Here is a 25,550-nt window from a genome sequence, read left to right as displayed (position 1 = left end):
AAAATTGACTAAAACCACATTCCAAATTAAGTGCCTTTCCGAGATGATCTTGCGAAAGGCATTTATTTTTCCTGAAATTCTACGCGATTTTTCACGCAAATTCTTCATTTTCCGCTGATTTAGGCATGAGAAATCCGCTCGACCGTGATTTCGGTAAGCTAATTATCCCTTTCTATTTAAATTTGATGAAATATCGCTAAGGCTATTGCAATCTACGCAGCTAACAGCATTTCATCGTACTTCATTTGTTCTTCTAGTCGCTTGAAGTAGTTTTGTGAAATTTCTTCGGGGGCAAAGGCTTTCATTCCGATTAACTCACCTTGACGGTGATTTCCTTGCCAGTAACCGACCCATTCTTTGAGTGGCAATGCCCATAGACAGCGTTGAAGCACGTCGGAGAATAATTCACTATTCGATTTTCTACGATTGTCTGACATAAATGCCGCTTGATTGGCGTAATGTAAGGCGTATTTATTATCGGTTTTGTGATGTGTGCCACGCATTAAGTCGCGCATTCTGGCATTAAAGGATTCCGCAATGTTATTATTTACACCTTTCGCACTATAAGCCTCTTGATGATTCACCGACCAACGGTTGTAATGAAAATTAAGATTATTGTAGGCAGGGTTTTCGTCACACATAATATCGCTACCTGCTTTTACGAAACGTTGGTTCAATGCAAAAACAGTATCAGCATTTTCGGTATAATCCATTGCCACGATAGTGCGGTTTGAACCCCACATTTGTTCATCATTGGCGGAACGTTGGTTAAGGCTGATAATACAGCGTTTAGTCGGTCTAAATTTGGGAAATTTCCGTCCTTTTTCGTCCGCTTGTTGGCGTTGTTTGTGGTTGTTCTTACGGAAATTAGTTGGGCGTAGGGTAAAGTTAATCCACATTCCATCTTCGTAAATTTCGCCTTGCATTGGGCGTAAATCACGCGTTTTGAACAGGGCTTCACGCAACTTGTGGCAAAGTACGAAAGCCGTTTTGTAATTGATGTTGAGGTGGCGACTAATATCAATGGCACTAATGCCTTTTGAGCTATTTACCATCAATAACGCGGCAGCAAGAATATCGACCAACGGAAGCTTGTGGAAAGAGAAAATGGTGTTGGTGGTAACGTAAAAATGACGTTGGCAATGCTTGCAGCACCAGCGTTTGCGAGATTTAAGGAAGTAGGCTTCGTGACGAATGCCGCAATGCGGACAACACACATCACGAATATTACCAGTATTTCCCCAACGGTGAGTTTTTAAAAGGTGAAAAGCATCTTCTTCTGTAAGGCGTAAAATATCTTTTAAATTGATGCTTTTTGATTTGCTTGAAAGTAAATAATGTTGAGCCATTGCGAATTTCCTTGTGTAGTACAAGGCATTCGAGATTTGCTAAACGCCAGACACGAAAAATCGCCCACCTGAAAATCTCAAGTCGGCTCAAAGCGTTTATGCCTCGAATACCGTTAGTACACCACAAGAAATTTGTGGAAAAACTCATTTTAAAATGAGTGAAATTACGAGTGCTAAAACAAAAAATCCGCAAGATGAAATTTTCTGCCACCTAAACATTCGCTACACGCCTGTTAATGTGTGTCAATTGGTGATTGAATGAAGTTGCATTCTTTGGCTCGTTGTATCATTTACAGGGAAAACTTCCTTGCAAACTCAGTTAAATGTAGTCCTTTAAAGTGTTTTTGTCAAACAAAAAAGCAACCTCTTTTGAAGTTGCTTCCGAGTGTTATTTATTGCCACTCTTCTTCGTAATCCTATTATAGGATTTTCACCAAATTTATTCGATTCGGCGTTGTCTTATACTGCTCTAATTACGATTGAGAAAATGACAAAATTTACCTCACCGATAGCAGTGATTAGCATAATTAATATATATAGCAAACCAACTAGATAAAGTTGAAGAAGATGCTTGCGCAGAAGAATGTTGAAATAATACATTTAAAAGACTTAATTCAAATTATAAAAACAGCAAGACATTGATGCTTGCCGTTTTATACAATTATATTAAATGAGGATATATAATCTTATTTCTACCTCTTATATGTAAAAACTTTTCAGCAGATGAAAAATCTTCATAGTTTTTAGAGTTACACAACTTATTTCCTTTGGTCGCATTTCTAATATGTTTAATTGAGATAAAACGATATGAGAAACCATCAAAAGGAAGATCTAAAGATGATTTGTATCTAAATAGATTAGAAAAATTATTTATTATGGCTTCAATGTATTTCAGAATACAAAATCCTCCTTTTAATTGAGCAATAATATGATCTTCACTACAAGAGGAAGATTTCAGTTCAATTACAAATATAGCTTTATTTTCTAAATCAATTAAAAGATAATCTGCTTTCTTACACAAATAATGTTCAAAATCATTTTTGTTTTTGCATTCTTCACTACTAGAGCTAATAAAAATATTCCTAGTTTCTAAAAGTTTTTCGTCCAGCTTAATTAAAATGCTATCTTGAGGGACATTAAAAAAAGTAAAAGTATATAATAATTCTCCCTGCTCATTTTTCTCAAATAATTGTAAATATCCTTTCCCATTTTCTATACAAGGCTCTTTAATTATTTCCTTTTTAGTTACCTTTTTTATGTATTCTAACATACTAAAACCCAGATTTTTTAAGAAAATGCAATTTCATCCATAATGTTATTGATGTCTTGAATTGTGTCATCAAAAGTTGGAAGTATGATCCCTTCCATATCGTTAATTTCGCAAGGATATAGGTTTATATACTCATTTTGAACTTTTGATAAAAATACATTAACTCTCTTTAAATCTAATAAATTACTTAGTTCATATTTTACATTAGATATTTTATTGATACTTGGCAAAATATTTTTTCTACTATTTAATATGCATAAAATAGATAATTCCTTTATAATATAATCACTATGTGTTGTAATTAATATTTTTAGACCGCTATTTATTAATCTGGCAAAAAGTCTAGCTAATTTTCTTTGATTTTCTGGATGTAGATTCAGTTCAGGCTCATCTATTATTATTAGATCACCTTCCTCTGCAAAAAATTTCAAATAAATACCCAAGTCGCATAAAGAACGAATAGAACTAGAACTTTCCATCATTGATAACTCTAAGCTCTCATTATGAGGAATAAATCTAACTTCTTCATTATCATCATCAATTAAATATTCCCCACCTATTAAATCCCTAAACTCATGAAGAAGATAGTCGTGATTTTTTATAAATGGGCTTAATTCTCTATCTGTAAAAAATAAATCTTGAACAAACTTAAGATTATCTCTTATTGGTAAAGGATATGCACTAAATTTGTTTCTATTAGTTTCAGAAAATAAATCCTTAATAGACTTTTTGTTATAGAAAAACTCATCATAAACTCTACTTCTGGATAAGGTTATTTCCTTTTGAAAAAGTGAAATGCCGCTTCTTTCAACGCTAGAAATAAAAGCATTTGGTATTTTATTTAGAATAACTTCCCTTATTATAGCTTTAATTCCATTATTAATTGCGAAATAAAGTAAATTAGAACTTAGCTCATCTTTATTTTTTAAACTTTCATTTTGCACACTTGTTTTTATTATAGAAAAATATTCATCCTCTTTTCTTTTTATTATTTCAATTGCAAAGCCGCCAAGAAAAGAAAATCTATCAAAATAAATATCTTTTATATTAAAATCATCTAATAATTTTAATGAAGAATCATTAAAAGCTTTATTTTTGCTAGAGAATAAATTAGGTATAGTTCTAGAGAATTGTTGTGTCAAATCATTTTTAACAAAGTCTTTTAAACGATTTATTGATATTCTTACTTCTTCCTCTTTAGAAGTCTCAAAAATCATTAAATCATCTTTAAAAAAATCTGATATTTCAAATCTAAGATTTTCAATAAAATCCATAAATCCATATAAAGTATACGTTATATATGTTTTAGCAGTATTATTCTTTCCACAAATTATAGTGAGATCATTTAACTCAATTTCAGTCGATCTTACTTTTCCAATTTTAGATATATTAAATCGCATAATATTTAACCTTTAAATTCAATAATTTCAGAAACCGCATTACAATTAACTAAAATAGCTTTCTTCCCGATCTCATTACACTTTCTAAAATCGTTTAACAACTTAATCTCAGTCATAGATAAATCCATAGACCCCTCACCAAATACTGCTCCCTTTCCACAAACCAACCAGTTCAAATTTATATTTATTTTTTCACAAATGATAGATAACCCCTCTGAATTAGGTTCTCTTGAACCATTAAGATAACCTTGAGCTGTTCTGTAAGGAAGGCCTGTTATTTCAGAAAAATCTTTTAACTTCCATTTTCTTTCTTCACAAACTAATTTTAGACGTTCAGATATACGCATTTAGATACCCTGTATTGACTTTTGATTCAAATGCGTATAAAATACGCCTATTGTGTATTATATAACTTTTTTATTGCTAATTAAAGGACACTTCATTCATTACTATGATTCAAAACTTCCTCCTCTCAAGCAAAGCCCGCACGCTTTCGCCTATTAAGATGGCACAGTTATCTGATACCGAAGCGCGGGCATTGCTATGCCAAATTCGTTGGGGGAGTGAGGAAAATGTGGTGTGTCCGAAATGTGGCGTACAACATATTGCTTATCGCATTACCAGTCGCCATCAATGGCGGTGTAAACATTGCCATCATACCTTTAGCGTCACATCAGGCACGATTTTTGCCGACCGTAAACTGTCTATTCAGACCTACCTTTACGCGATAGCTTTATTTGTTAATGCCGCTAAAGGCTTGTCTGCTTGCCAACTTTCGCGCGACTTGAACGTGCAATATAAGACGGCTTTTACGCTTGCTCACAAAATTCGTGAAAGTTTACAAATTCAGAAACAGTTATTTCCGCTTTCGGGTGAAATCCATATTGACGGCACTTACGTGCATTCCGCTCCACGCCCTAAAAATAAGAAAAGTGAACGCGTTGATAGACGACTGAAGGAAAATGCTAATCCTCACAAGCGGTCAATTTTGGTAATGCGAAGTCGTTACACTGAGGAAGAAACCGTAGAAAATCCGTATTTAGTGGGCGCAAAGAAAACCTTAACCTTTCCGATTTTATCGGAAAATAGCCAAGTCGTGAATAAACTGGCAACAAGCTATATTAAGGCAGGTAGCCGTATTCACGCAGACGAAAACTCGGCTTATGACGAATTGATGATTCACTACGATTTGCGGCGTGTGAACCATCAAAAAGAATACCGCAGCGATGACGGTATCACTAACAATCTTGCGGAAAGCTATTTCAGCCGTTTTAAACGTATGATTATCGGTACGCACCACAAAATCAGCAATAAGTATCTTGATAACTACGCCAACGAATGTGCTTATCGAGAAGATAATCGCCGTGTTGATAATTTAAGCCTATTTAACAGCACGCTAGGGCAATGTCTTGCTACCGACAATACAACAGACTGGCAAGGCTATTGGCAAGGTAATCATAGACAAGCAGAAAGGCTGATAATGTAATGGGAAATAAAATCTACTTTAGCCAAATTCAGGCTAAAATCGACCGATTGCAGCGTGAACGAACACAGGTGCTAGAACATCTCGAATTAGTTGAACGAAAAATTAAAAAACTCAACGATGCTCTCGAAGTAATGGAAGATGAAGCCTTAACCGATGAATACGATACTGAGGTTTATTCATATCGAACCTACAAACATAGATTCCGTGGAAAATTAAGACCAATGGTCTTAGCGGTACTCAAAGCTCAACCCGACCATTATTTTACGGTCAATGAAATCACTGAGATTGTCTTAATAAAAGACAGACAAGACCCTATCGTTCGTCCGAAACATACGGTTTCCGTGCGTGGCGCGTTAAAACATTGGCTGACAAAAGGCGTCGTAGAACGGTTAGAAAGAGGCGTGACTGATGTCAAATGGCGGCTAAAACAAAAATAGCGGTATTTCTACCGCTACTTATCCATTTTTACTCAAGAGGTTTTAATCGCCATTCAGAACGTCTGAAAAATCCTCGCTTTATTGTCCGTTTATGTAATTCAACTTCTCTCCGTTCAATAATTCCTTTCTTATACAGTTCTTTCAATACGCGAGCAACGGCTAATTCATGCTCTCTTTTAGGTGAAAAATAATCTTTGCCACTATCTAATACCAACGCCTCATTTGCAATCAAGTATAATGTTTTCCAACGTTCACTTTGCTTTAATACCCTTGCGACCAACAATTGAAGATTTTGTTTAAACAAACTAGGTTTTATTAGCTTTGAAGCATTAAATTGTGTTTTGATTTGTCTTAAATCGAAATTGGGTTAGAGGTACATCAAAGTATTCTCAAAACAGAGTATTTTATCTTCTAAATCTGATTTCTGTTGTTTTAACTGCTCAAGCTGATGTTCAAGAATTGCTTTTTCTTTATAGCTGCTTTCAATTAATTTGCTAAATTGAGAAATAAGGTGGGATTCCGCCATAATAAAAATCTCCATTGAGTTAAATTTTCAATGGAGATTTTAATATTTTCAATCGGTTAGGTCTTTGTGCAACTGCTACATAATACCGAACGTTTTTAAAATAGACCGCACTTTTTCTTTTTATTATAGCCAGCCAAAGTCTGGCTATAAAAAACATACGCTATGCGTATGGAGTCTTTCCTCGTAGCGTGCAACTTGTTGTACGAATAATTAACCTCGATACGTAATTTACGATTTTGTGCGTAGTGTGCAACTTGTTGCACGAATAATTAACCTCGATGCGTAATTCACGATTTCATGCGTAGCGTGCATCTTGATGCACGACCAAATTACGCACGGAACGTTATTTAATTCTTTCGGGCATTCATGATTTCGTGCAACAAGTTGCACGCTACGATTCTAAACCCTACTTAAATATTAGGCTCTGTGTTGCACAGAGCTTAAATTATTTAATTTGGGCATAAGACGAACTGTCTTCGCAAATTATACCTTCCATACCTTCCATAATCGGCAAGCCTATAAGAACAGCCTTGGTCAGGGTAAATAATCGTTAAATCCCGTTTCGTTTAATTGAGCCAATACTGTTTTACCACAGGGGAAAATCCTTTCACTATGTAACTTGCGTAGAATGATGGGGTAACCATCCAGCTTCTGATTTACTCAATAAAGTTCGGGGATACGCCGTCAAATTGTGTAATAATCTGCTGTTTTCTGCGGAGTGTAATAGCATGTTAAGCGAGTCAACCCGATAATTTTTAGTAACAAGTGACAATCATGTGTATGAAATGTACTGGCATGTTGTTTTTTCGTCTTTTTCAGTATGTAAATTACCCACATAGTACAGATTACAAACAATAAATCCTCATTTTTTATGTGACTTCAGTCACAGATCACCAAAAAAGTCGTTTACTAATAAACAGACCATCTATATTTTGTTAACAATTATATAACAAAAGGAGGTTCTCTCATGCAATTCACACTATCAAAACAATATAGCCCTATTCGCCAAGCGATCACTGAAAACTATCGTTTAGATGAGAAAAGTGCGGTCGATTCTTTAGTGAAAACATTAGATTTTTCTCCAGAACAAGAACAACGCATCACAGACAATGCTATTAAGTTAATTAAAAAATTACGCCAACTTAAACAAAAACAATATGGCGCGGATGCCTTAATGCAAGAGTTTTCATTAAGCAGTGAAGAAGGGGTTGCGTTAATGTGCTTGGCTGAAGCCTTGTTACGTATTCCTGATGCACAAACCCGCGATGACTTAATTTATGAAAAATTACAAGAAGGGAACTGGAAATCTCACATCGGCAATTCCAATTCGTTCTTCATCAACGCCGCAAGTTATGGCCTACTCTTTGGTAAAAAAATCAGCGAAACGCTTGATGAAAACAGTTTATCGAATGCGCTCACCCGTAGTTTCTCCCGTTTGTCTGCGCCCATTATGCGTATGGCAATTATCAAATCCATGCAGATTTTGGGTAAACAGTTCGTTACCGGCGTGACCATGCAAGAGGCGCTGCAAAACATCAAACCACGTTACGAAAAAGGTTTTACGTTTTCTTTTGATATGTTGGGCGAAGCTGCCATGACAGAAGCTGATGCACAACGCTATTTCAATGACTATTTACACGCCATTGAAGAAGTGGGCAAAGATGCGGCCGGCAGAACCATTTATAACGGCAACAGTGTTTCCGTTAAACTTTCTGCGATTCACCCGAAATATAGCCGCTCCAAATATGATCGTACCATTAATGAGCTTTACCCTCGCTTAAAAGAACTCTTCTTATTAGCGAAAAAATACAACATCAGTATCAATATTGATGCGGAAGAAGCCAACCGTTTAGAGCTTTCCCTCGATCTTGTGGAAAAATTATTAGATGAACCGGAATTACAAGGCTACAAAGGCATTGGTTTCGTAGTACAGGCTTACTCCAAACGTTGTCCATTTGTATTGGATTATTTGATTAATTTAGCCCGAGAAAAACAAGGCTATTTGATGATTCGTCTTGTTAAAGGCGCTTACTGGGACAGCGAAATTAAATGGGCTCAAGCAGATGGTTTGGACGGTTTCCCACTTTACACACGTAAAAATCACACCGATATTTCTTATATTGCTTGTGCGAAAAAATTATTTGCTGCACAAGATGTCATTTATCCGCAATTTGCCACCCATAACGTGCAAACCATGTGCACGATTCACGAATTAGGACAAGGTAAAAACTTTGAATTCCAATGCCTACACGGCATGGGAGAATCCCTTTATGACAATATTGTGGGGAAAGAAAATCTGAACCGACAAGTTCGTGTCTATGCACCGGTAGGGACTCACGCCACCTTGTTAGCCTATTTAGTCCGCCGCCTCTTAGAAAACGGTGCTAACTCCTCTTTCGTTCACCAGCTGGTTGATGAAAACATTCCGGTCGAACAACTTGTGACACCACCATGGAAGCTTTATGCCAAATCTCACGGTGAGCCGAATAAATCTGTTCTCAAACCGCTAGAATTATTTAAAAACCGTAAAAACTCCGCCGGTTTCGATCTGAGTAATGAATTGGAATTAGCAAGATTAGAACAAGCGCTGAATGCGGCAACCATTGAAAACGCTACCTCTTTAGTCGCATTTGAAAATGTCGAAAATGCCCCTGCCCATCAAGTCACTAATCCGGCAAATCTCAATGAAACTGTCGCAGAAGTCGCCTTTTTAGCCGTGAATCAGGCGGAAAAAGCGTTTACCGCTGCCGACAATACCCAATGGAAAGCTAAAAGTGCGGTGGAAAAAGCCAACGTTTTACGCAATGCCGCCGACTTATATGAAGAACATTTCGGCTTGTTGATGAAACTCGCTGTGGTTGAAGCGGGCAAAACCTTGCCAAACGCCATTGCCGAATTGCGTGAAGCCGTGGATTTCTTACGCTATTACGCCGTTCAATTAGAACAGCTCGCAGCACAAAATCACCTTGCCGAGCCTCGTGGAAAAGTGCTTTGTATTTCTCCATGGAACTTCCCATTAGCCATCTTCACCGGCCAAATTGCTGCTTCTTTAGCGGCTGGCAATGCAGTGATTGCAAAACCGGCTGAACAAACCTCATTAATTGCGTATGCCGCCGTGAAACTCTTACACCAAGCCGGCATCCCGAAAGAAACCCTGCAACTGGTGTTAGGTGCAGGGGATTTAGGGGCTGCGTTAGTGCAACAAGCTTTTGATGGCGTCGTATTTACCGGTTCAACCGAAGTGGCCAAACTCATTGAGCAACGTCTGACACTCGCAGATAACGATCCAGTGTTGATTGCGGAAACCGGCGGTCAAAACGTCCTTGTTGTTGATTCTTCAGCCTTACCGGAACAAGTCGTTGCTGATGTTCTCAGCTCAGCCTTTGACTCGGCAGGTCAGCGTTGTTCCGCATTACGCATCTTATTATTACAAGAAGATGTGGCAGATCACTATTACAAGATGATCACCGAAGCCATTAAAGAATTAAGTTTGGGCGATCCACGTTTATTGGAAACCGACATCGGTCCTGTGATTGATGAAGAAGCCAAACAAAATCTTGAAAACCACAAAGCAACCATGCGAAAAGTTGCCCGTGCTTATGCGGAAATCGACACACCAACTCAAGGGCATTTCGTGGCGCCGAGTGTGTATTTGTTGGATAACCTCGATCAAGTACAACGCGAAGTCTTCGGTCCGATTCTACACATCGTACGTTATAAAAAAGATAACTTGCTCAATGTCCTCCAAGCGGTAAATAAAAAAGGTTATGCGCTGACCGGTGGTTGCCATACCCGTATTCGTAAACACATGGATATTGTGGAACGCCACTTAAACTGCGGCAACTTCTATATCAACCGTAATATTGTAGGTGCGGTGGTTGGTGTTCAACCGTTCGGTGGACACGGATTATCCGGCACAGGACCAAAAGCCGGCGGTGAGTTCTATTTGCAACGCTTAACTCGTACACCTCGCTATTACAGCCAATTTGGCGATGAAAATACGCTAGGCACAACCAAACCGGTATTAGAAAGTATCACCGGTGAACACAACTCCTTAGCTTATCTGCCTTGTGAAGTGGCCATTCTCAACGGCGACTTAGCGGCAGCAGAAAAAGCGGCAGAAAAATTGCTCGCCAAAGGTTTTAGCATTTTGGTGGAACCTCAGCATCCATTAGCCGCCAAAGCCAAACCGGGGATTCGTGTTGATACGAAGTTAGGTCATTGTCAAAAAGGCATTTATTTGACCGCACTTGATAAAGCCAAACGTCAATGGTTGGCTGAAAACAGTAAAGCTATTTTCAAATGTTACGACTGGCAAGATACCCAAGATTTACTGCCATTGTATGATGAATTTTCCCGCAGTTATAACACCACTGCGGCAGGTGGAAACACCTCATTAATGTCCTCTCAAGAAGAATAAAAGGAGTGTTTTATGCAAATCTACATCACCTTTGGCCTCTATTTGGCAATTATTTTAGGCATTGGGTTATACGCCTATCGTTCCACCAAAAACTTTGATGATTACATTTTGGGTGGTCGAAAAATGGGAAGTTTCGTGACCGCCATGTCTGCCGGTGCTTCTGACATGTCCGGTTGGCTATTAATGGGGTTACCCGGCGCGATTTTCTTATCAGGCCTTTCCGAGGCATGGATTGCTGTCGGCTTAACCGTTGGCGCCTATCTGAACTATCGCGTTGTGGCAGGACGCTTGCGGATTTTCACTGAGAAATATAGCAATGCGCTGACCTTACCGGAATTTTTTGCACAACGTTTTCCGCGTCAGAAAAAAGCATTAAAGATTATTTCTTCAGGCATTATTCTCTTCTTCTTCACCATTTACTGCGCTTCCGGCGTGGTAGCGGGAGCAAAGTTATTCCAAAGCTTATTGGGCTTGGAATATTCCACCGCACTTTGGTTAGGGGCATTAGCGACCATTACGTATACCTTTATCGGTGGCTATTTAGCGGTTTCATGGAGTGATACTATCCAAGCCTCATTAATGATTTTCGCCCTGATTCTTGCGCCGGTTATGGTATTGCTCAACATCAGTTGGGATGAAATCACGATGTCTTTGGAAGCTAAATCTGCCGTCACCGGCATTCCTTACAGCAACTGGCTGCACAATGTTTCCGGTATCGGTGTTATCTCTGCATTGGCTTGGGGCTTGGGTTATTTCGGACAACCACACATTCTTGCCCGTTTCATGGCAGCAGACTCTGTCGCCTCTCTCGAAAAAGCCCGTCGAATCGGAATTTCTTGGATGTTCCTCTGCCTTGGCGGCGCCGTTGCAGTGGGCTATTTTGGATTGGCCTATTTCACCACCCAAAATATTGAACTATACAATGCAGAAGCAGTTTTCATTGAATTAAGCAAAGCCATGTTTAACCCTTGGATTGTCGGCATCGTATTATCCGCGATCTTAGCGGCGGTCATGAGTACCCTGTCCGCTCAATTATTAATGTGCTCAGCTGCAATTACGGAGGATTTCTATAAAGGTTTCTTCCGTAAAGGAGCCTCAAGCCTTGAATTGGTCTGGGTCGGTCGTTTAATGGTATTGTTAATCTCAGTGGTTGCCATCGCTATCGCACAAGATCCAAACTCTAAAGTAATGGGCTTAGTTTCCTATGCATGGGCGGGTTTTGGTGCCGCATTCGGTCCGGTTGTTATCCTCTCTTTATTCAACCGCAATATTAGCTCCAAAGCGGCATTATGGGGAATGTTATCCGGCGCTATCACCGTGGTGGTCTGGAGTCCATTAATGAAATACTTGGGCTGGGAAGATTTGTCTCACCTCTATGAAATCGTCCCAGGTTTCTTGGTTTGTTCTTTCATCACCATTACCTCTTCCGTGTTCGCACCGGTACATCCGAAAGTGATGGAACAATTTGATGCTGCTTTAGCTGAATTTGAAGCACGACGCTAAAAAAAGTGCGGTCATATTTAAATGCAAAATAGGGCGGAATTTCCACCCTATTTTTATACATTTCTTATTTAATTATGTAAATAAAAATGATCTGCACCCCAAACGTTGGACTCAACATCCAACCATTGAGGTGCAGATTTTTTATGGCTAAATGCAATAATCTTCTTTTAACAGATGACGATAGGCATAAAGGTAAGAGGCACCCACAAATGCTGCACCGCCGGTGACATTGCCTAGAAAGACCGGAATCATGTTAAAGAAGAATTGGTGCCAAGTGACATTGGCGCCGGCAAAAATGCCTGCCGGAATAATAAACATATTGGCGACAAAGTGTTGTAATCCAACAAGAACGAAGATCATCACCGGAAACCACATGGCAAGGATTCGGCCGGAGGTTTGTTTGGCGCCGAAATAGAACCAAATGCCCATACAGACCATCCAGTTACAGGCGATGGCGGAAAGAAAGGCTCGACCAAAATCCATTTGCACTTTGGCTTCGGCAATGGCGATAGTTTTTGCGGCAGCTGCACCTTCTGAAAGCCCGACATAGTGCCCTAAGAAATAGGCCATAAATAACGCACCGGCTAAATTTCCTAAGCTGACGACAATCCAGTTACGAAAGAGTTTCTTAAAGCTCACTCTTCTGGTTAAACGGCCTAATGCCATCATCATCATGTTGCCGGTGGCCAATTCACCGCCGCCGATTAAAATACAAATTAAACAAATTGGGAATACTGCCGCGCCTAGCAGGGTGGCTAATCCACTCCATTCTGGTGGAATGCCGCTCACCACTTTTAAATACGCCATATAACCAAAACTGACATAGCCACCGCCTAAAAAGCTTAAAATCGCCAGCGTTTTTAAGCGTCCTTCTGATTTCGCATAACTTTTTTCAATGACATCTTGTAAGATTTCATGGGGGTAAAGATCACGGTGTTGCATAGTTTTTCCTCTAGTGAAATAAGATGGTAAAAATCTAGCAAAGCAAAAGAAAAAAACGAAAGAATTGTTAAGTATATATATGGCGTTTTAGTTATAACGAAATTGAATAAGCGTTGGGCGTGTCATTGTGCGGTGAATTTTAAAAATGTTCGGTATTATGTAGCAGTTGCACAAAGGTTTAATCGATTAAAAATCTTAAAATTCCTATTGAAATTTTAACTCAATAGGGATGTAGTGATCAGCTAATTTAACAGTCCCCGATAGGTTGTTTTTGTTAAAACAGGTGGCAAACCTTGATTGTAACGATGTGGGCGAACAAAATTGTAATACACCACATAAACTCTCATATCGTCCATCGCTTGCCCCCAAGGTTATATAGTCGCCCTCTTTGCATCCATTCATATTTAAAGCTGCGAAACCAACGCTCCATTGGGGCATTATCCCAACAGTTACCTCGGCGACTCATACTTTGGGATAAAGCACTTCAGCATTAATCCAATTCACCCAAGTGTTTTCCAATAATGGAATTAAGGGGATGCTATCTTCAACTACAGTATTTAAGGCAGATAATACCTCTTCTAAAGACGAAGGTTGTTCTTGTATATAACTTAATAGCCAAAAGTCAAGTTCAGATAAGCGTTGTTGCAGAATATTAAAATCGCTATCCCGCCATATAACAGCCTGTATAGGGTTTTCATCAAATTGTTTAAAATCGCTTGATAAAAAATCGACTTCATAGCGTTTTAAATAAGCGGCATCAGATAACTGCATTACGCTATGCTTATTCCACTCAAATTTTTTAGGTACTTTGGCTAAAGAAACTTCTGCAAGTAATTGTGTATTTTCAAAATCCATCAATGCCAGTATATTGGTATCAAAACTCTCTTTTTCTTGACAAAATAAGAGAAATTCTCCAGCAATATCTTGAAAATAAGGCGAATGTGATTTTCCTGTTAGTACAAACGCTTCTTTTGTCTGAGACCAACTCTCAGCAGAAACGTGTTTAGGTGCTTCAACAAAACAACGGTCAATAAAACCAAAGATGTTATTTCGAACTAAGCGAGCATAAACAGCAAGGCGATTCGGAGCATAACCATTTAGAGGCTGAGCATGAGCCAACCGAACTGCTGTGGCAAGTGCTTTTTGTGTTTCAATAAGCGAAGGTTTAGGCTGCATAGGATATCACCTCTTTTTGAGCATATTTTTGCTGTAGTTGTGCAATATGTTCAACTTCAGCATAAAGTTCTGCAAATGGAGGGAAATTGAAATCACGCTCTAATAATGTTGGCGGAATGACAGGTAGTCGTTGATAGGCATATTCTAATAAATCCCACACAGTACCTTTTACTGCCTCACCGTGCGTATCAATTAATAACTCTGGTAAATGGCGATATGCCCCTTTTATTTTATTAAATGATTCCCCTTCTAAATCCTCTACAACTTGTGCCGCAGAATGTTCTTCGTCGTGTCCGGCAATATGAATGTAATTGACACGTTTCACATCTACTTGATCTAAGAAAACATAAGGATCAAGTAAACCGTGATTGACGCCATTTACATAAATATTATTTACATCTAAATGAATACCACAATCCGCTTCTTGTGCAATAGCATTTAAAAATTCTACTTCATTCATTGTGCTGGTGGGAGAGTGTAAATAATAAGAGGTGTTTTCTAATGAAATTTGTAATCCTAAAAAATCTTGTACATAGCGGATTCTCTGTGCTACGTGTTTTACAGCTTCTTCTGTAAATGGCATAGGTAATAAATCATATAAATGCCCTTCACATTCACAATAACTCAAATGTTCAGAAAAAAATGTCGAATTATATTGAGTCATTAATGCTTTAGTATTTTTTAATAACTCGCGATCAAGTGGTGCTTGTCCGCCTAATGAAAGCGATAGTCCGTGTACCGCAAGTGGATATCTTTCTGCTGCCTGATCAAATTTATAACGAGCAGCTCCCCCCATTTTTACCCAATTTTCTGGAGCAACTTCCATAAACTGAATCGCATTATTTGATGATAGATTCAAAAAATCATCTGCTAAATCTCGACGATACCCTAATCCTGCACCTTGTAACATAATTATTTAGTCCTTTTAAAACAACACTGGCGTAAATTTACACCAGTGTCATGATGGCATCTAGATTTAAATACGATTATTTAGAACCGCATTTACCTTCACCACATTTACCTTCTGCGGCTTTTGGTTTGCTCGCACCGCATTTACCTTCTCCGCATTTACCTTCTGCAGCTTTTGTTTTCACACATTTATCACCCACACAAGGTGTTGCAGCTTTATCTGTACTGCTTGATTTTGGCTCAGCGTGTGCAACAGTAGCTGCTGTCATCGTTAATGCTCCTGCTAATGCGGCTAAAGTGGATAATTTTTTCATTTAAATCTCCTAGAGTTTGATATTGAATATATAGTTAGAGGAATTTCAACCAGCTTTTAGTTGGATAAACCTTCTTAATAAGCGTGTCTAAAGAGAGTTTCCCCGCTCCCTGCGTAATTAAGATTAATAAAGTTACCACATAAATTAAGGGTAATTTATAACCATTATCACAAACGTTATAACCTGAATCGGCGTGAATGCTATACCACGCGACAGAGATTAAAATCGTTAAACTTAATGCACTAAAACGTGTTAGCACCCCAAATATCAGCAAGAATGGGAAAATTAATTCAGATCCCATTGCAACGTGCCAATTAATATCGGCTGGAATAAGATTAAATGGAAAAGGAAAACGATCTTGTATTTCTGTAAACCAATTTTGACCATTCCATTTTTCTAACCCTGCCTCTAAAAACTCCCACGCAAGAAAAAAGCGTAAAATCAATAAACTCACGCCGCTGCTAATACCTTGCATCTTACAATCTTTCATTTTTTCCTCTGATTGATTAGCTATTTTATGAAATTATTTAGTTCATTATGGTAGGAAATGCTTCCTTGTTATTCTATTAGTCGGAGATAAGCCTTTTTTCTTACACTTTTTTTTCAAAAAATTGAAAATATTATTTTTTGTAAAAATGCAGATAACATTAAGGGCAAAGATTCTAATAATCTTCGCCCTTTTATCTTTTACTAATTAATGTAGTAATCAGCTAATTCAACAGTCCCCGATAGGTTGTTTCTGTTAAAACAGGCGGCAAACCTTGATTGTAACGATGTGGGCTAACAAAATTGTAATACATCACATAAGCTCTCATATCGTCCATCGCTTGCCCCAAGGTTAGATAGTCGCCCTCTTGCATCCATTCATATTTAAAGCTGCGGAACCAACGCTCCATTGGGGCATTATCCCAATAGTTACCTTGGCGACTCATACTTTGGGTTACCTGAATGAAGATTGGGAGGAATAGCTACACCTTGAGTTTGAAAAAATGGAAAATTTATGCGGTAAATTAGTCAATTTTAGGACTTTGTGCAACTGCTACATAATACCGAAAATGTTTTTAAAATTTACCGCACTTTTTATGTGGGGAGAGGGGTACATTTAGCGTCTAAACATTCCGCCTAATCCGCCGAGCCCGCCGCCCATTAAGCCTTGCATGCCGCGCATCATTTTTGCCATGCCGCCTTTGCGCATTTTCTTCATCATGCGTTGCATTTCGTCAAATTGTTTGAGCAACTTGTTTACATCTTGCACCTGCGTGCCCGAACCAAGAGCAATGCGACGACGGCGAGAACCTTTGATGATGTCCGGATTCGCGCGTTCTTTTAAGGTCATGGAATTAATGATGGCTTCCAGTTTGTTGAACATTTTGTCATCCACCTGATTTTTTACATGATCAGGTAGATTTTTTGCGCCCGGTAATTTTTCCAACATGGACATCATGCCGCCCATTTTTTTCATTTCGCGTAATTGTTCGCGGAAATCTTCTAAGGTGAAATCGTCGCCTTTTTTGAATTTTTGCGCCATTTTTTCCGCTTTTTCACGGTCAACGGAACGCTCTAAATCTTCAATCAAAGAAAGCACATCACCCATGCCAAGAATGCGCGACGCCACACGATCCGGATGGAAGGGTTCTAATGCATCGGTTTTTTCACCCACCCCGAGGAATTTAATCGGCTTGCCGGTAATTTGACGAATCGATAGTGCTGCACCACCGCGTGCATCGCCGTCCACTTTGGTGAGAATGACACCGGTAAGCGGCAAAGCCTCATTAAAGGCTTTTGCTGTATTTGCCGCATCTTGACCGGTCATGGCATCCACGGTGAAGAGTGTTTCAATGGGATTTAACGCCGCGTGAACCTGCTTGATTTCATCCATCATTTCACTATCAACGTGCAAACGACCGGCGGTATCCACGATCAGCACATCGTAGAATTTTAATTTCGCGTCTGCCAAGGCGGCTTTCGCAATATCTACCGGCTTTTGTTTCACATCGGATGGGAAGAAGTCCACGTTAACCGCTTGGGCAAGGGTTTCTAATTGTTTGATCGCTGCAGGACGATAAACGTCGGCAGACACCACAAGCACTTTTTTCTTATGGCGTTCACGCAGAAATTTGGCCAGTTTACCCACGCTGGTGGTTTTCCCTGCCCCTTGCAGACCCGCCATTAAAATCACGGCAGGCGGTTGGGTAGCCAGATTTAAACTTTCGTTGGCTTCACCCATCGCCGCTTCTAATTCGGCTTGGACAATTTTGACGAATTCTTGTCCCGGGGTGAGGCTTTTATTGACTTCTACCCCAATGGCACGTTCTTTTACATTGTTAATAAAATCGCGCACGACCGGCAATGCCACATCGGCTTCTAACAATGCCATGCGCACTTCACGCAAGGTTTCTTTAATGTTATCTTCGGTTAAACGACCTCGACCGCTAATATTGCGTAAGGTTTTGGAAAGACGATCGGATAAATTCTCAAACATAATATTTCCTGTGGTTAAATCGGAAAGGCATCATCGGTAAAATGCCGTTCATTATACTGAAATTCCGTGCATTTTCACGTCAAATAAAGTCGTGGCGATTTTAGCTTGATCTCGTTAGAATAAAACGCCAACAAAACAAAGGAAGAATAATTATGTGGTTTGCTGTTTTATCAATTCTTTTTTACCTCATCAGTGTGTTACGCATTGCGCCCATTTTATTAACCTCGCAAGTGGCGGGCGCGGATGTGAAACGTCAAAAAACACCGTTTTTTTTGACCGCACTTTTGGCGGTGGTTTTTCACCTTATTAGCACTTTCCCACTATTGGGAAACTTAGCGGAAGGACAGAATTTCAGCATTATGGAAGTGGCTTCATTGATGAGTGTCATGATTGCTATACTTGCCACGTTAGCCATGTTGCGCGTCAACACCATGTGGTTTGTGTTACCGATTGTTTATTGTTTTTCCATTATTAATTTGATTTATGCCACTTTTCTTCCAAGCCACATTATTCAATTATTGAACCAAAATACGTCTATGCTTTTTCATATCGGCTTGTCGATTTTTGCTTATGCCGTGTGCTGTATCGCGACCCTGTATGCGATTCAGTTGGTCTGGCTTGATCGTCGTTTGAAAAGCAAAAAGATGACTTTTTCACCAATGGTGCCGCCGCTTATGACGGTAGAACGTCATTTTTTCCGTTTATTGGTCAGTGGCGAAGTATTGATGACATTCACCCTCATCTCCGGCACCTTTCATTTGGTTAACGCTATGACCCCGGATAATATTCATAAAGGTTTATTTTCGTTATTCGGTTGGATTGTATTCGGCATTGCGATTTTGGGCTATAAGCACTACCGCTGGCGTGGAAAAAAGATGATTATTTATGCAATTTCAGGTATGATTTTGCTCACGATTGCTTATTTCGGTAGTCGTCTGATTGTGTAATATCAGTAAATGAGAAAAAAGTGCGGTGAGTTTTTCCCGCCTTTTTTATTTTTAAGTCAATGTAAGGATTTCACTTTGGACAGTATTCCCCTTAGTACGTTATTTATCATTTTAATTGCCTGTTTAGTCCTTTCTGCCTATTTTTCCGGCTCTGAAACAGGTTTGCTTTCTTTAAATAAATATCGCCTGCGTTTTTTAGCAGAGCAGGGCAATAAAGGCGCAAAAAAAGCGGAGATGTTGCTTGCTAAACCGGACAAACTACTGAGTTTTATTCTTATCTTTAATAACCTTGTGAATATTAGTGCTTCGGCGATTGCGACCGTGATTGGGATGCGATTATATGGCGATGCCGGTGTGGCGATTGCCACCGGTGCATTAACGTTCGTGATGTTGATTTTCTCTGAAATTTTCCCCAAAACTGTGGCAGCGATGCACCCGGAAAAAGTGGGATTGACCTCGAGCCATCTATTAACCCCATTACTCAAGGTTTTTGCTCCTTTAGTCTGGGTGATGAATGTGTTCACCAAATTTTTAATGCGTTTAGTGGGCTTAAAACCGGATCTGAAGAAACAAGTCATTAGCCGCGAAGAATTGCGTAGCATCGTTTCCGAAGCGGGAGAAGCGACACCGGATGAGCAACATCCGCAAATGTTGCTGTCTATTTTGGATATGGAAACCGTTACCGTGGATGACATCATGGTGCCGCGTAATGAAATCGGCGGCATTGATATTGATGATGACTGGAAATCTATCATGCGCCAGCTCAATCATGCGGCACATAACCGTGTGGTGTTGTATAAAGGCAGTATGGACGAAAACGTACTGGGTATTTTACGCGTGCGTGAAGCGTTCCGTTTGTTGCTGGAAAAAAATGAATTTACCAAAGAAACGTTGATTCGTGCTGCCGATGAAGTGTATTTCATTCCTGAAGGCACGGCCTTAAAGACGCAATTAGCTAATTTCCGTAATAAAAAAGAGCGTATCGGCTTGGTGGTGGACGAATACGGCGATATTAAAGGTTTGGTTACCTTGGAAGACATTTTGGAAGAAATCGTGGGCGATTTCACCACCTCTAACACGCCGACCATTGATGAAGAAGTGATGCCACAATCTGATGGTTCAATGATTATTGAAGGTTCTGCCAATTTGCGTGATTTAAATAAAATGTTTCATTGGAATTTGGACACCGAAGATGCGCGTACATTTAACGGTTTGATCTTGGAGCATTTGGAAGAAATTCCTGAAGAAGGCACCGTCTGTGAAATTAATGGTTTACGCATTACCATTTTAGAAGTGGGTGAAAATATGATTAAACAGGCAAAAGTCGTGAAATTATAGCGCGTCTTGATGAAGAAAAATCCGTACCTAAAACTATCTTAACAGAGAAGACAAGGTACGGATTTTTGTTTTTTTAAATCAATATGACATGTCATCAGCCGCAGAATGTGCAAGATTATTTTTCAATAATCTGCTTCACCAAGGCTTGTAACGTTGGAATGACTTCCTGTGCAAACCAAGGGTTTTTCGCCTGCCAGAGTTGATTTCGTGGAGAGGGATGCACTAAGGGCAAAAAGTGCGGTAGAAATTCGCGGTAGTTTTTTACTGTGTCCGTCACATTCAGCGTATTGCCCGGCAGGTAATAACGCTGAGCATATTGCCCGATGAGAATGGTCAATTCAAGTTGGGGGAGTTGTGCCAAAATTTGAGGATGCCATTTTGCGGCAAAACCTTTACGTGGTGGTAAATCACCGGATTTGCCTTTGCCCGGATAATAAAAATCCATAGGAATCACGGCAAATAAGCCGGAATGATAGAACAGATCGCGATCTACACCGAGCCAATGACGAAGTCGGTCGCCACTTTGATCGTTCCAATACAAGCGACTATTTTGTGCTTTCAACCCCGGCGCTTGCCCCACAATGTTAATGCGAGCGGTAACAGGCGCCGCGAACAAGGGTGCAATACCACTGTCGGTGAAAGAACGATTTTCCGGATCCGCCATGATGGCTTGGGTGATTTGAGCCTGCGTTTGCATACACACCTCCAACGTTGTGTTAACGATTACGCCGTTTTCTTTTCCAATGCGTCTAACAATTTCTGATGAATGCCCCCAAAGCTGCCGTTAGACATCACTAAAATATGATCTGTCGGTTTGGCTTCAGCAATAATGTGATGAACCAAGTCATCCAAATTATCGCTGTCATACGCCGGCTGAGTTAAATGCGCGGCAATATCCGCCACTTTCCATGGAATGGTGTCCGGTTGGAATAAAAATACCGCATCCGCTTTTTCTAAGGCTGGCGCGATTTCCTCTTTATGTACGCCCATTTTCATGGTGTTAGAACGCGGTTCCAACACTGCTAAAATACGTTCATTTTGCCCCACTTTATCGCGAAGTGCGGTCAATGTAGCTTGTATTTCTGTTGGATGATGGGCGAAGTCATCGTAAACCGTCACGCCCTGAACATTGCCCTTCACTTCCAAACGGCGTTTTGCGTTAATAAATGTCCCCAGTGCAGCACAGGCATTTTCAATACTCACGCCCGCATGATGCGCCGCCGCAATCGCCATCAAGCCGTTCCGCATATTGTGCTCACCCACGATGCTCCAATGCACTTCTGCCACTTTTTCACCGTTATGGAACACGGCGAATTCCGTGCAATCGTGTTTAATGCGCTCCGCATACCATTCCTGATCGCGACCGACATATTGGCATTCAGACCAACACCCCATTGCCAAGGTTTGTTGCACGCTTTTTTCGTTTGCAAAAGAGAGAATTCGCCCATTATTTGGAATGGTGCGAATCATGTGGTGGAACTGGCGTTGAATGGCTTTCAAGTCGTCAAAAATATCCGCGTGATCAAAACCAATATTATTAATAATCAACGTGCGCGGATTGTAATGGACAAATTTAGAGCGTTTATCAAAAAATGCCGTGTCATATTCATCCGCTTCAATCACGAAATACGGGCTATTACCTAGACGGGCGGAAATCCCGAAATTGCCTGCAATGCCACCGATTAAAAAGCCCGGTTGCAAACCGTTTTGTTCCAAAATCCACGTCAGCATCCCGGTGGTAGTGGTTTTTCCATGGGTACCTGACACCGCCAGAACCCAACGATCACGCAATAGATGATCATGTAACCATTGTGGCCCGGAGGTATAAGGCAGGTTGTTTGCCAACATATATTCAATACAAGGATTACCGCGTTTCATGGCATTGCCCACAATCACCATATCCGGCGCCGGTTGCAGTTGGCTTGGGTCAAAGTGCGGTATGATTTCAATATTATTTTCTGCGAGGAACGTGCTCATCGGCGGGTAAACGTTGGTATCAGAGCCGGTGACGTGGTAGCCCATTTGTTTGGCGATCATGGCAATACCGCCCATAAACGTGCCGCAAATACCTAAAATATGAAGATGTTTGGTTGTCATTTGGAGTCCTTATGCATTCCAATTTCTGATGTAAAGGCGAAAAATGTGTTGTGAATCACAGAAATAGGAATCTTTTTAATCATCTGAAAACGGAGCTGTTATAATAAGGCAAGTTACAATTTGAGTAAATTTATTCATCAAATAAGGAAAAAGTATGAAAACGTTAGGCGAATTTATTGTAGAAAAACAAGCGGAATACCCAAATGCTAAAGGGGAGTTAAGTGGCATTTTGTCCTCCATTCGCTTAGTGGCAAAAGTGATTCACCGCGATATCAACAAAGCCGGCTTAACTAACAATATTATCGGTAATTCCGGTGTAGAAAATGTGCAAGGCGAAGCGCAGATGAAATTAGACTTATTCGCTCACAACACGATGAAACAAGCCCTTATGAGCCGCGAAGAAGTCGCCGGTTTTGCTTCTGAAGAAGAGGAAAATTTCATTGCCTTTGATACGGAGCGTGGTCGCAACGCGAAATACGTCATTTTAACTGACCCATTGGACGGCTCCTCCAACATTGATGTGAATGTTTCCGTTGGTACCATTTTCTCCATTTATCGCCGCGTTTCACCGGTAGGCACACCGGTCACCTTAGAAGACTTCATGCAACCGGGCAATCGCCAAGTGGCAGCAGGTTATATCGTGTATGGTTCCTCCACCATGTTGGTTTACACCACAGGACATGGTGTCAATGGTTTTACTTACGATCCATCACTCGGTGTGTTCTGCCTCTCCCATGAAAACATTCAAATTCCGCAAACCGGCAAAATTTATTCCATTAACGAAGGGCAATACCTCAAATTCCCGATGGGCGTGAAAAAATACCTGAAATATTGCCAAGAAGAAGATAAAGAAACCCAACGTCCTTACACTTCTCGTTATATCGGTTCTTTGGTGTCCGACTTCCACCGCAACATGCTTAAAGGCGGTATCTATATTTATCCAAGCGCAACAAACTACCCGAACGGCAAATTGCGTTTACTCTATGAAGGCAACCCAATGGCGTTCCTCGCAGAACAAGCCGGCGGCGTGGCAAGTGACGGTTATAATCGCATTTTGGATATTCAACCGACTGCATTACACCAACGCGTTCCGCTTTTCATCGGTTCCAGAGAAATGGTGAAAAAAGCCGAACAATTAATGCGTGATTTTAAAGAGTAATCCATTAAGTGCGGTCAGAAAATGACGTATTTTATTTAAAGAAACGTTCATAAAAAAACCTCCTCAATTCTGAGGAGATTTTTTCTTACCTAAATCACGCATTACATCAAATACGCAAAATTTGCCCACAATGGCAAGCTGGCCGTCATAAATAAGAGAATGAGAAGGCTGTTATAAGACAACGCCCATTTTTTGAAAACATGGATTGCCAACATGGCGGCCATCACTAAATGCAATAAGAGATAAAGTAACAAAGCAAATTCGTTGCTAAAAACCACCGCACTTTGTTGAGAAAGAATGAATAAATTCGCACATACAAACAGCGCATTCAGTGCCAGGAACGCAATCGCCGCCAACATCAACAACGCAATAAATCCTTTCAGACGATTGCGAGAAATCACTAAAGCTAAATTCGCCAAAATAATCCCCAACAGAATTTGTGCCACAGGATTAAATTGAATGAAGTTTTCTTCGCTAGCCAGCATCAAGCCATAGCCAATGACACCCAACATACCGATGAAACCGGCGATTTTTAATAAGAGATGACGTAATTTAACCTCAAACGGTTGCTTCCATGTGATGATAGTCATTGCCAAACCACAAAGGCAAACCAAGTCCATGAATACATGGTGATAGCTTGTCCCTAAACCGAACAACAGCCACACCACCCAAAATAGACCAAAATAAAGGTTTACCCGCCCTAAACGGGAACGTTGTCCATTACAAATTTCACCTTTAATAAAGGCGATCAAACAAATCAGCTGTGCCGTTAATACACCAAGCGCCAAATGCGACATTACGTTGGCCTGCGGCTGCAACCAAAAGGCAAAAAGATCAATAACGAGTAGCAAAAAAACGGGGAAGAAAGACGAAAGTGCGGTGAAAAATTTAGGTTGTTCTTCGGACATACGATTTCCTTGTGATAAACAAAGACAAAAATTGCCGTGCATTATGCAAGAATTCCCCAAAACGGTCAAAAGCTAGGACAAAAGTGCGGTTGAAAAACACAACGTTTTTTCAATTCTCACAAGGCAAAATAAAGTTATGATCTAAAACATGGTATTTTGCCCTTTCTCTCTCTAAAATAACGAAAAAATTCACCGCACTTTAAGGAACCTTATGCTGCTCAGCATTCTCTATATCATTGGTATTACCGCCGAAGCCATTACCGGCGCCCTTGCCGCAGGTCGAGAGAAAATGGATATTTTCGGCGTCGTTATTATTGCCAGCATGACCGCTATCGGTGGGGGCTCTGTACGCGATGTGCTCTTAGGGCATTATCCGCTTGGGTGGGTAAAACATCCCGAATATTTTATTATCGTGGCCTCGGCTGCGGTGTTAACCGTATTTATCGCGCCTTTTATTCGCCATTTCATGCGTTATTTTCACACCATTTTCTTGGTACTGGATGCCGTTGGGCTTATCGTGTTTTCCATTATTGGTGCTCAAATCGCGTTAGATATGGGGCACGGCACGACAATAGCTGTAATTGCCGCCATTATTACCGGCGCATTCGGCGGGGTGTTGCGTGATTTATTGTGTAATCGCATTCCTCTCGTGTTCCAAAAAGAGTTATACGCCAGCGTGGCATTATTGGCGACGGCTATTTACATCGGCCTACAACATCTACAGGTAGATCAAAACATCGTCATTATCATTACCTTGATTGTCGGCTTTATTACCCGCTTACTAGCAATTTACTTTGAATGGGGCCTGCCGATTTTTGATTATCAGGAACAAGATATTTCAACGCATCATAAAGACGACAAATTACCGCAAAAAGCGAAATAGGAGA

At 40.2% G+C, this 25,550-nt stretch carries 24 protein-coding genes; 8 read left to right on the top strand and 16 right to left on the bottom strand.

Features of this window, described 5'->3' with window-relative positions; genetic code table 11:
* Window positions 1-212: 212 nt before the first annotated feature.
* The 4 genes from AC30SF_RS08080 to AC30SF_RS08065 all read right to left on the bottom strand — a co-directional run bounded on the left by AC30SF_RS08080 (window position 213) and on the right by AC30SF_RS08065 (window position 4,366).
* Window positions 213-1,349 (bottom strand): IS1595 family transposase, encoded by a 1,137-nt coding sequence (locus AC30SF_RS08080; RefSeq protein ID WP_489608119.1) that lies wholly within the window; start codon window positions 1,347-1,349, stop codon window positions 213-215.
* 661 nt (window positions 1,350-2,010) lie between these two features.
* On the bottom strand, window positions 2,011-2,619 hold the full coding sequence (locus AC30SF_RS08075; RefSeq protein ID WP_489608118.1) for a hypothetical protein: 609 nt from the start codon (window positions 2,617-2,619) through the stop codon (window positions 2,011-2,013).
* A 17-nt stretch (window positions 2,620-2,636) separates the two neighbouring features.
* Window positions 2,637-4,019, bottom strand: a complete 1,383-nt coding sequence (locus AC30SF_RS08070; RefSeq protein ID WP_489608117.1) for an AAA family ATPase — start codon at window positions 4,017-4,019, stop codon at window positions 2,637-2,639.
* 5 nt (window positions 4,020-4,024) lie between these two features.
* On the bottom strand, window positions 4,025-4,366 hold the full coding sequence (locus tag AC30SF_RS08065; protein WP_489608116.1) for a helix-turn-helix domain-containing protein: 342 nt from the start codon (window positions 4,364-4,366) through the stop codon (window positions 4,025-4,027).
* Window positions 4,367-4,470: 104 nt separating this feature from the next.
* Between AC30SF_RS08065 and AC30SF_RS08060 the strand changes: the two genes are divergently transcribed.
* On the top strand, window positions 4,471-5,505 hold the full coding sequence (locus AC30SF_RS08060; protein ID WP_489608115.1) for an IS1595 family transposase: 1,035 nt from the start codon (window positions 4,471-4,473) through the stop codon (window positions 5,503-5,505).
* The gene (locus AC30SF_RS08055; protein ID WP_109059941.1) at window positions 5,505-5,942 is read left to right on the top strand and encodes a DNA repair protein; all 438 of its coding nucleotides are present in this window, start codon (window positions 5,505-5,507) and stop codon (window positions 5,940-5,942) included. The genes AC30SF_RS08060 and AC30SF_RS08055 overlap by 1 nt, the downstream gene beginning before the upstream one ends.
* A gap of 28 nt (window positions 5,943-5,970) precedes the next feature.
* Here AC30SF_RS08055 and AC30SF_RS08050 read toward each other — a convergent pair whose 3' ends face one another.
* Complete coding sequence (locus tag AC30SF_RS08050; protein WP_489608114.1) at window positions 5,971-6,246, bottom strand: hypothetical protein; 276 nt, start codon at window positions 6,244-6,246, stop codon at window positions 5,971-5,973.
* 63 nt (window positions 6,247-6,309) lie between these two features.
* Window positions 6,310-6,468 (bottom strand): hypothetical protein, encoded by a 159-nt coding sequence (locus tag AC30SF_RS08045; RefSeq protein WP_489608113.1) that lies wholly within the window; start codon window positions 6,466-6,468, stop codon window positions 6,310-6,312.
* 967 nt (window positions 6,469-7,435) lie between these two features.
* On the opposite strand from AC30SF_RS08045, the gene putA reads away from it, so the two are divergent.
* Window positions 7,436-10,888, top strand: a complete 3,453-nt coding sequence (gene putA, locus AC30SF_RS08040) for a bifunctional proline dehydrogenase/L-glutamate gamma-semialdehyde dehydrogenase PutA (RefSeq protein WP_489608112.1) — start codon at window positions 7,436-7,438, stop codon at window positions 10,886-10,888.
* Between the two features lie 12 nt (window positions 10,889-10,900).
* Complete coding sequence (gene putP, locus AC30SF_RS08035) at window positions 10,901-12,391, top strand: sodium/proline symporter PutP (protein ID WP_109103596.1); 1,491 nt, start codon at window positions 10,901-10,903, stop codon at window positions 12,389-12,391.
* 147 nt (window positions 12,392-12,538) lie between these two features.
* Here the strand turns inward: putP and AC30SF_RS08030 are convergent, their stop codons facing one another.
* The 7 genes from AC30SF_RS08030 to ffh form a co-directional block, all read right to left on the bottom strand.
* Complete coding sequence (locus tag AC30SF_RS08030) at window positions 12,539-13,333, bottom strand: formate/nitrite transporter family protein (protein WP_297928843.1); 795 nt, start codon at window positions 13,331-13,333, stop codon at window positions 12,539-12,541.
* A 462-nt stretch (window positions 13,334-13,795) separates the two neighbouring features.
* Window positions 13,796-14,509 (bottom strand): HvfC family RiPP maturation protein, encoded by a 714-nt coding sequence (locus AC30SF_RS08025; protein WP_489608111.1) that lies wholly within the window; start codon window positions 14,507-14,509, stop codon window positions 13,796-13,798.
* Window positions 14,499-15,419, bottom strand: coding sequence for an HvfB family MNIO-type RiPP peptide maturase (locus AC30SF_RS08020; protein ID WP_046953480.1), 921 nt, complete (start codon window positions 15,417-15,419; stop codon window positions 14,499-14,501). The genes AC30SF_RS08025 and AC30SF_RS08020 overlap by 11 nt, the downstream gene beginning before the upstream one ends.
* Window positions 15,420-15,495: 76 nt before the next feature.
* Window positions 15,496-15,732, bottom strand: a complete 237-nt coding sequence (gene hvfA / locus AC30SF_RS08015; RefSeq protein ID WP_297928848.1) for an oxazolone/thioamide-modified RiPP metallophore HvfA — start codon at window positions 15,730-15,732, stop codon at window positions 15,496-15,498.
* Window positions 15,733-15,766: 34 nt separating this feature from the next.
* Window positions 15,767-16,207, bottom strand: a complete 441-nt coding sequence (locus tag AC30SF_RS08010; protein ID WP_005699852.1) for an HvfX family Cu-binding RiPP maturation protein — start codon at window positions 16,205-16,207, stop codon at window positions 15,767-15,769.
* A 235-nt stretch (window positions 16,208-16,442) separates the two neighbouring features.
* Window positions 16,443-16,682 carry an integrase core domain-containing protein gene (locus AC30SF_RS08005; protein ID WP_489608320.1) on the bottom strand — a complete coding sequence of 80 codons (240 nt, stop codon included), beginning with the start codon at window positions 16,680-16,682 and terminating at the stop codon, window positions 16,443-16,445.
* A 152-nt stretch (window positions 16,683-16,834) separates the two neighbouring features.
* Entirely contained in the window at window positions 16,835-18,214 is a 1,380-nt protein-coding gene (gene ffh, locus AC30SF_RS08000; RefSeq protein ID WP_006716828.1) for a signal recognition particle protein, read from the bottom strand.
* Between the two features lie 152 nt (window positions 18,215-18,366).
* Here ffh and AC30SF_RS07995 point away from each other — a divergent pair, with 152 nt between their 5' ends.
* Window positions 18,367-19,161 carry a cytochrome C assembly family protein gene (locus tag AC30SF_RS07995; protein WP_489608110.1) on the top strand — a complete coding sequence of 265 codons (795 nt, stop codon included), beginning with the start codon at window positions 18,367-18,369 and terminating at the stop codon, window positions 19,159-19,161.
* A 75-nt stretch (window positions 19,162-19,236) separates the two neighbouring features.
* On the top strand, window positions 19,237-20,499 hold the full coding sequence (locus AC30SF_RS07990; RefSeq protein WP_209364336.1) for an HlyC/CorC family transporter: 1,263 nt from the start codon (window positions 19,237-19,239) through the stop codon (window positions 20,497-20,499).
* A 115-nt stretch (window positions 20,500-20,614) separates the two neighbouring features.
* Here the strand turns inward: AC30SF_RS07990 and AC30SF_RS07985 are convergent, their stop codons facing one another.
* Together AC30SF_RS07985 and mpl are read right to left on the bottom strand one after the other, a co-directional pair.
* Complete coding sequence (locus AC30SF_RS07985) at window positions 20,615-21,196, bottom strand: uracil-DNA glycosylase family protein (RefSeq protein ID WP_489608109.1); 582 nt, start codon at window positions 21,194-21,196, stop codon at window positions 20,615-20,617.
* Between the two features lie 26 nt (window positions 21,197-21,222).
* Window positions 21,223-22,596 carry a UDP-N-acetylmuramate:L-alanyl-gamma-D-glutamyl-meso-diaminopimelate ligase gene (gene mpl, locus AC30SF_RS07980; protein ID WP_489608108.1) on the bottom strand — a complete coding sequence of 458 codons (1,374 nt, stop codon included), beginning with the start codon at window positions 22,594-22,596 and terminating at the stop codon, window positions 21,223-21,225.
* A gap of 154 nt (window positions 22,597-22,750) precedes the next feature.
* Between mpl and fbp the strand changes: the two genes are divergently transcribed.
* A complete protein-coding gene (fbp, locus tag AC30SF_RS07975; protein ID WP_295972898.1) occupies window positions 22,751-23,755 on the top strand; it encodes a class 1 fructose-bisphosphatase in 1,005 nt (334 codons plus the stop codon).
* Between the two features lie 101 nt (window positions 23,756-23,856).
* Here the strand turns inward: fbp and AC30SF_RS07970 are convergent, their stop codons facing one another.
* Entirely contained in the window at window positions 23,857-24,663 is an 807-nt protein-coding gene (locus AC30SF_RS07970; protein WP_489608107.1) for a hypothetical protein, read from the bottom strand.
* A 211-nt stretch (window positions 24,664-24,874) separates the two neighbouring features.
* On the opposite strand from AC30SF_RS07970, the gene AC30SF_RS07965 reads away from it, so the two are divergent.
* The gene (locus AC30SF_RS07965; protein WP_209364341.1) at window positions 24,875-25,546 is read left to right on the top strand and encodes a trimeric intracellular cation channel family protein; all 672 of its coding nucleotides are present in this window, start codon (window positions 24,875-24,877) and stop codon (window positions 25,544-25,546) included.
* Window positions 25,547-25,550 lie beyond the last annotated feature (4 nt).

The organism is Aggregatibacter valvarum (genome assembly GCF_980468985.1).
This window is presented reverse-complemented; position numbering and strand designations above follow the sequence as displayed.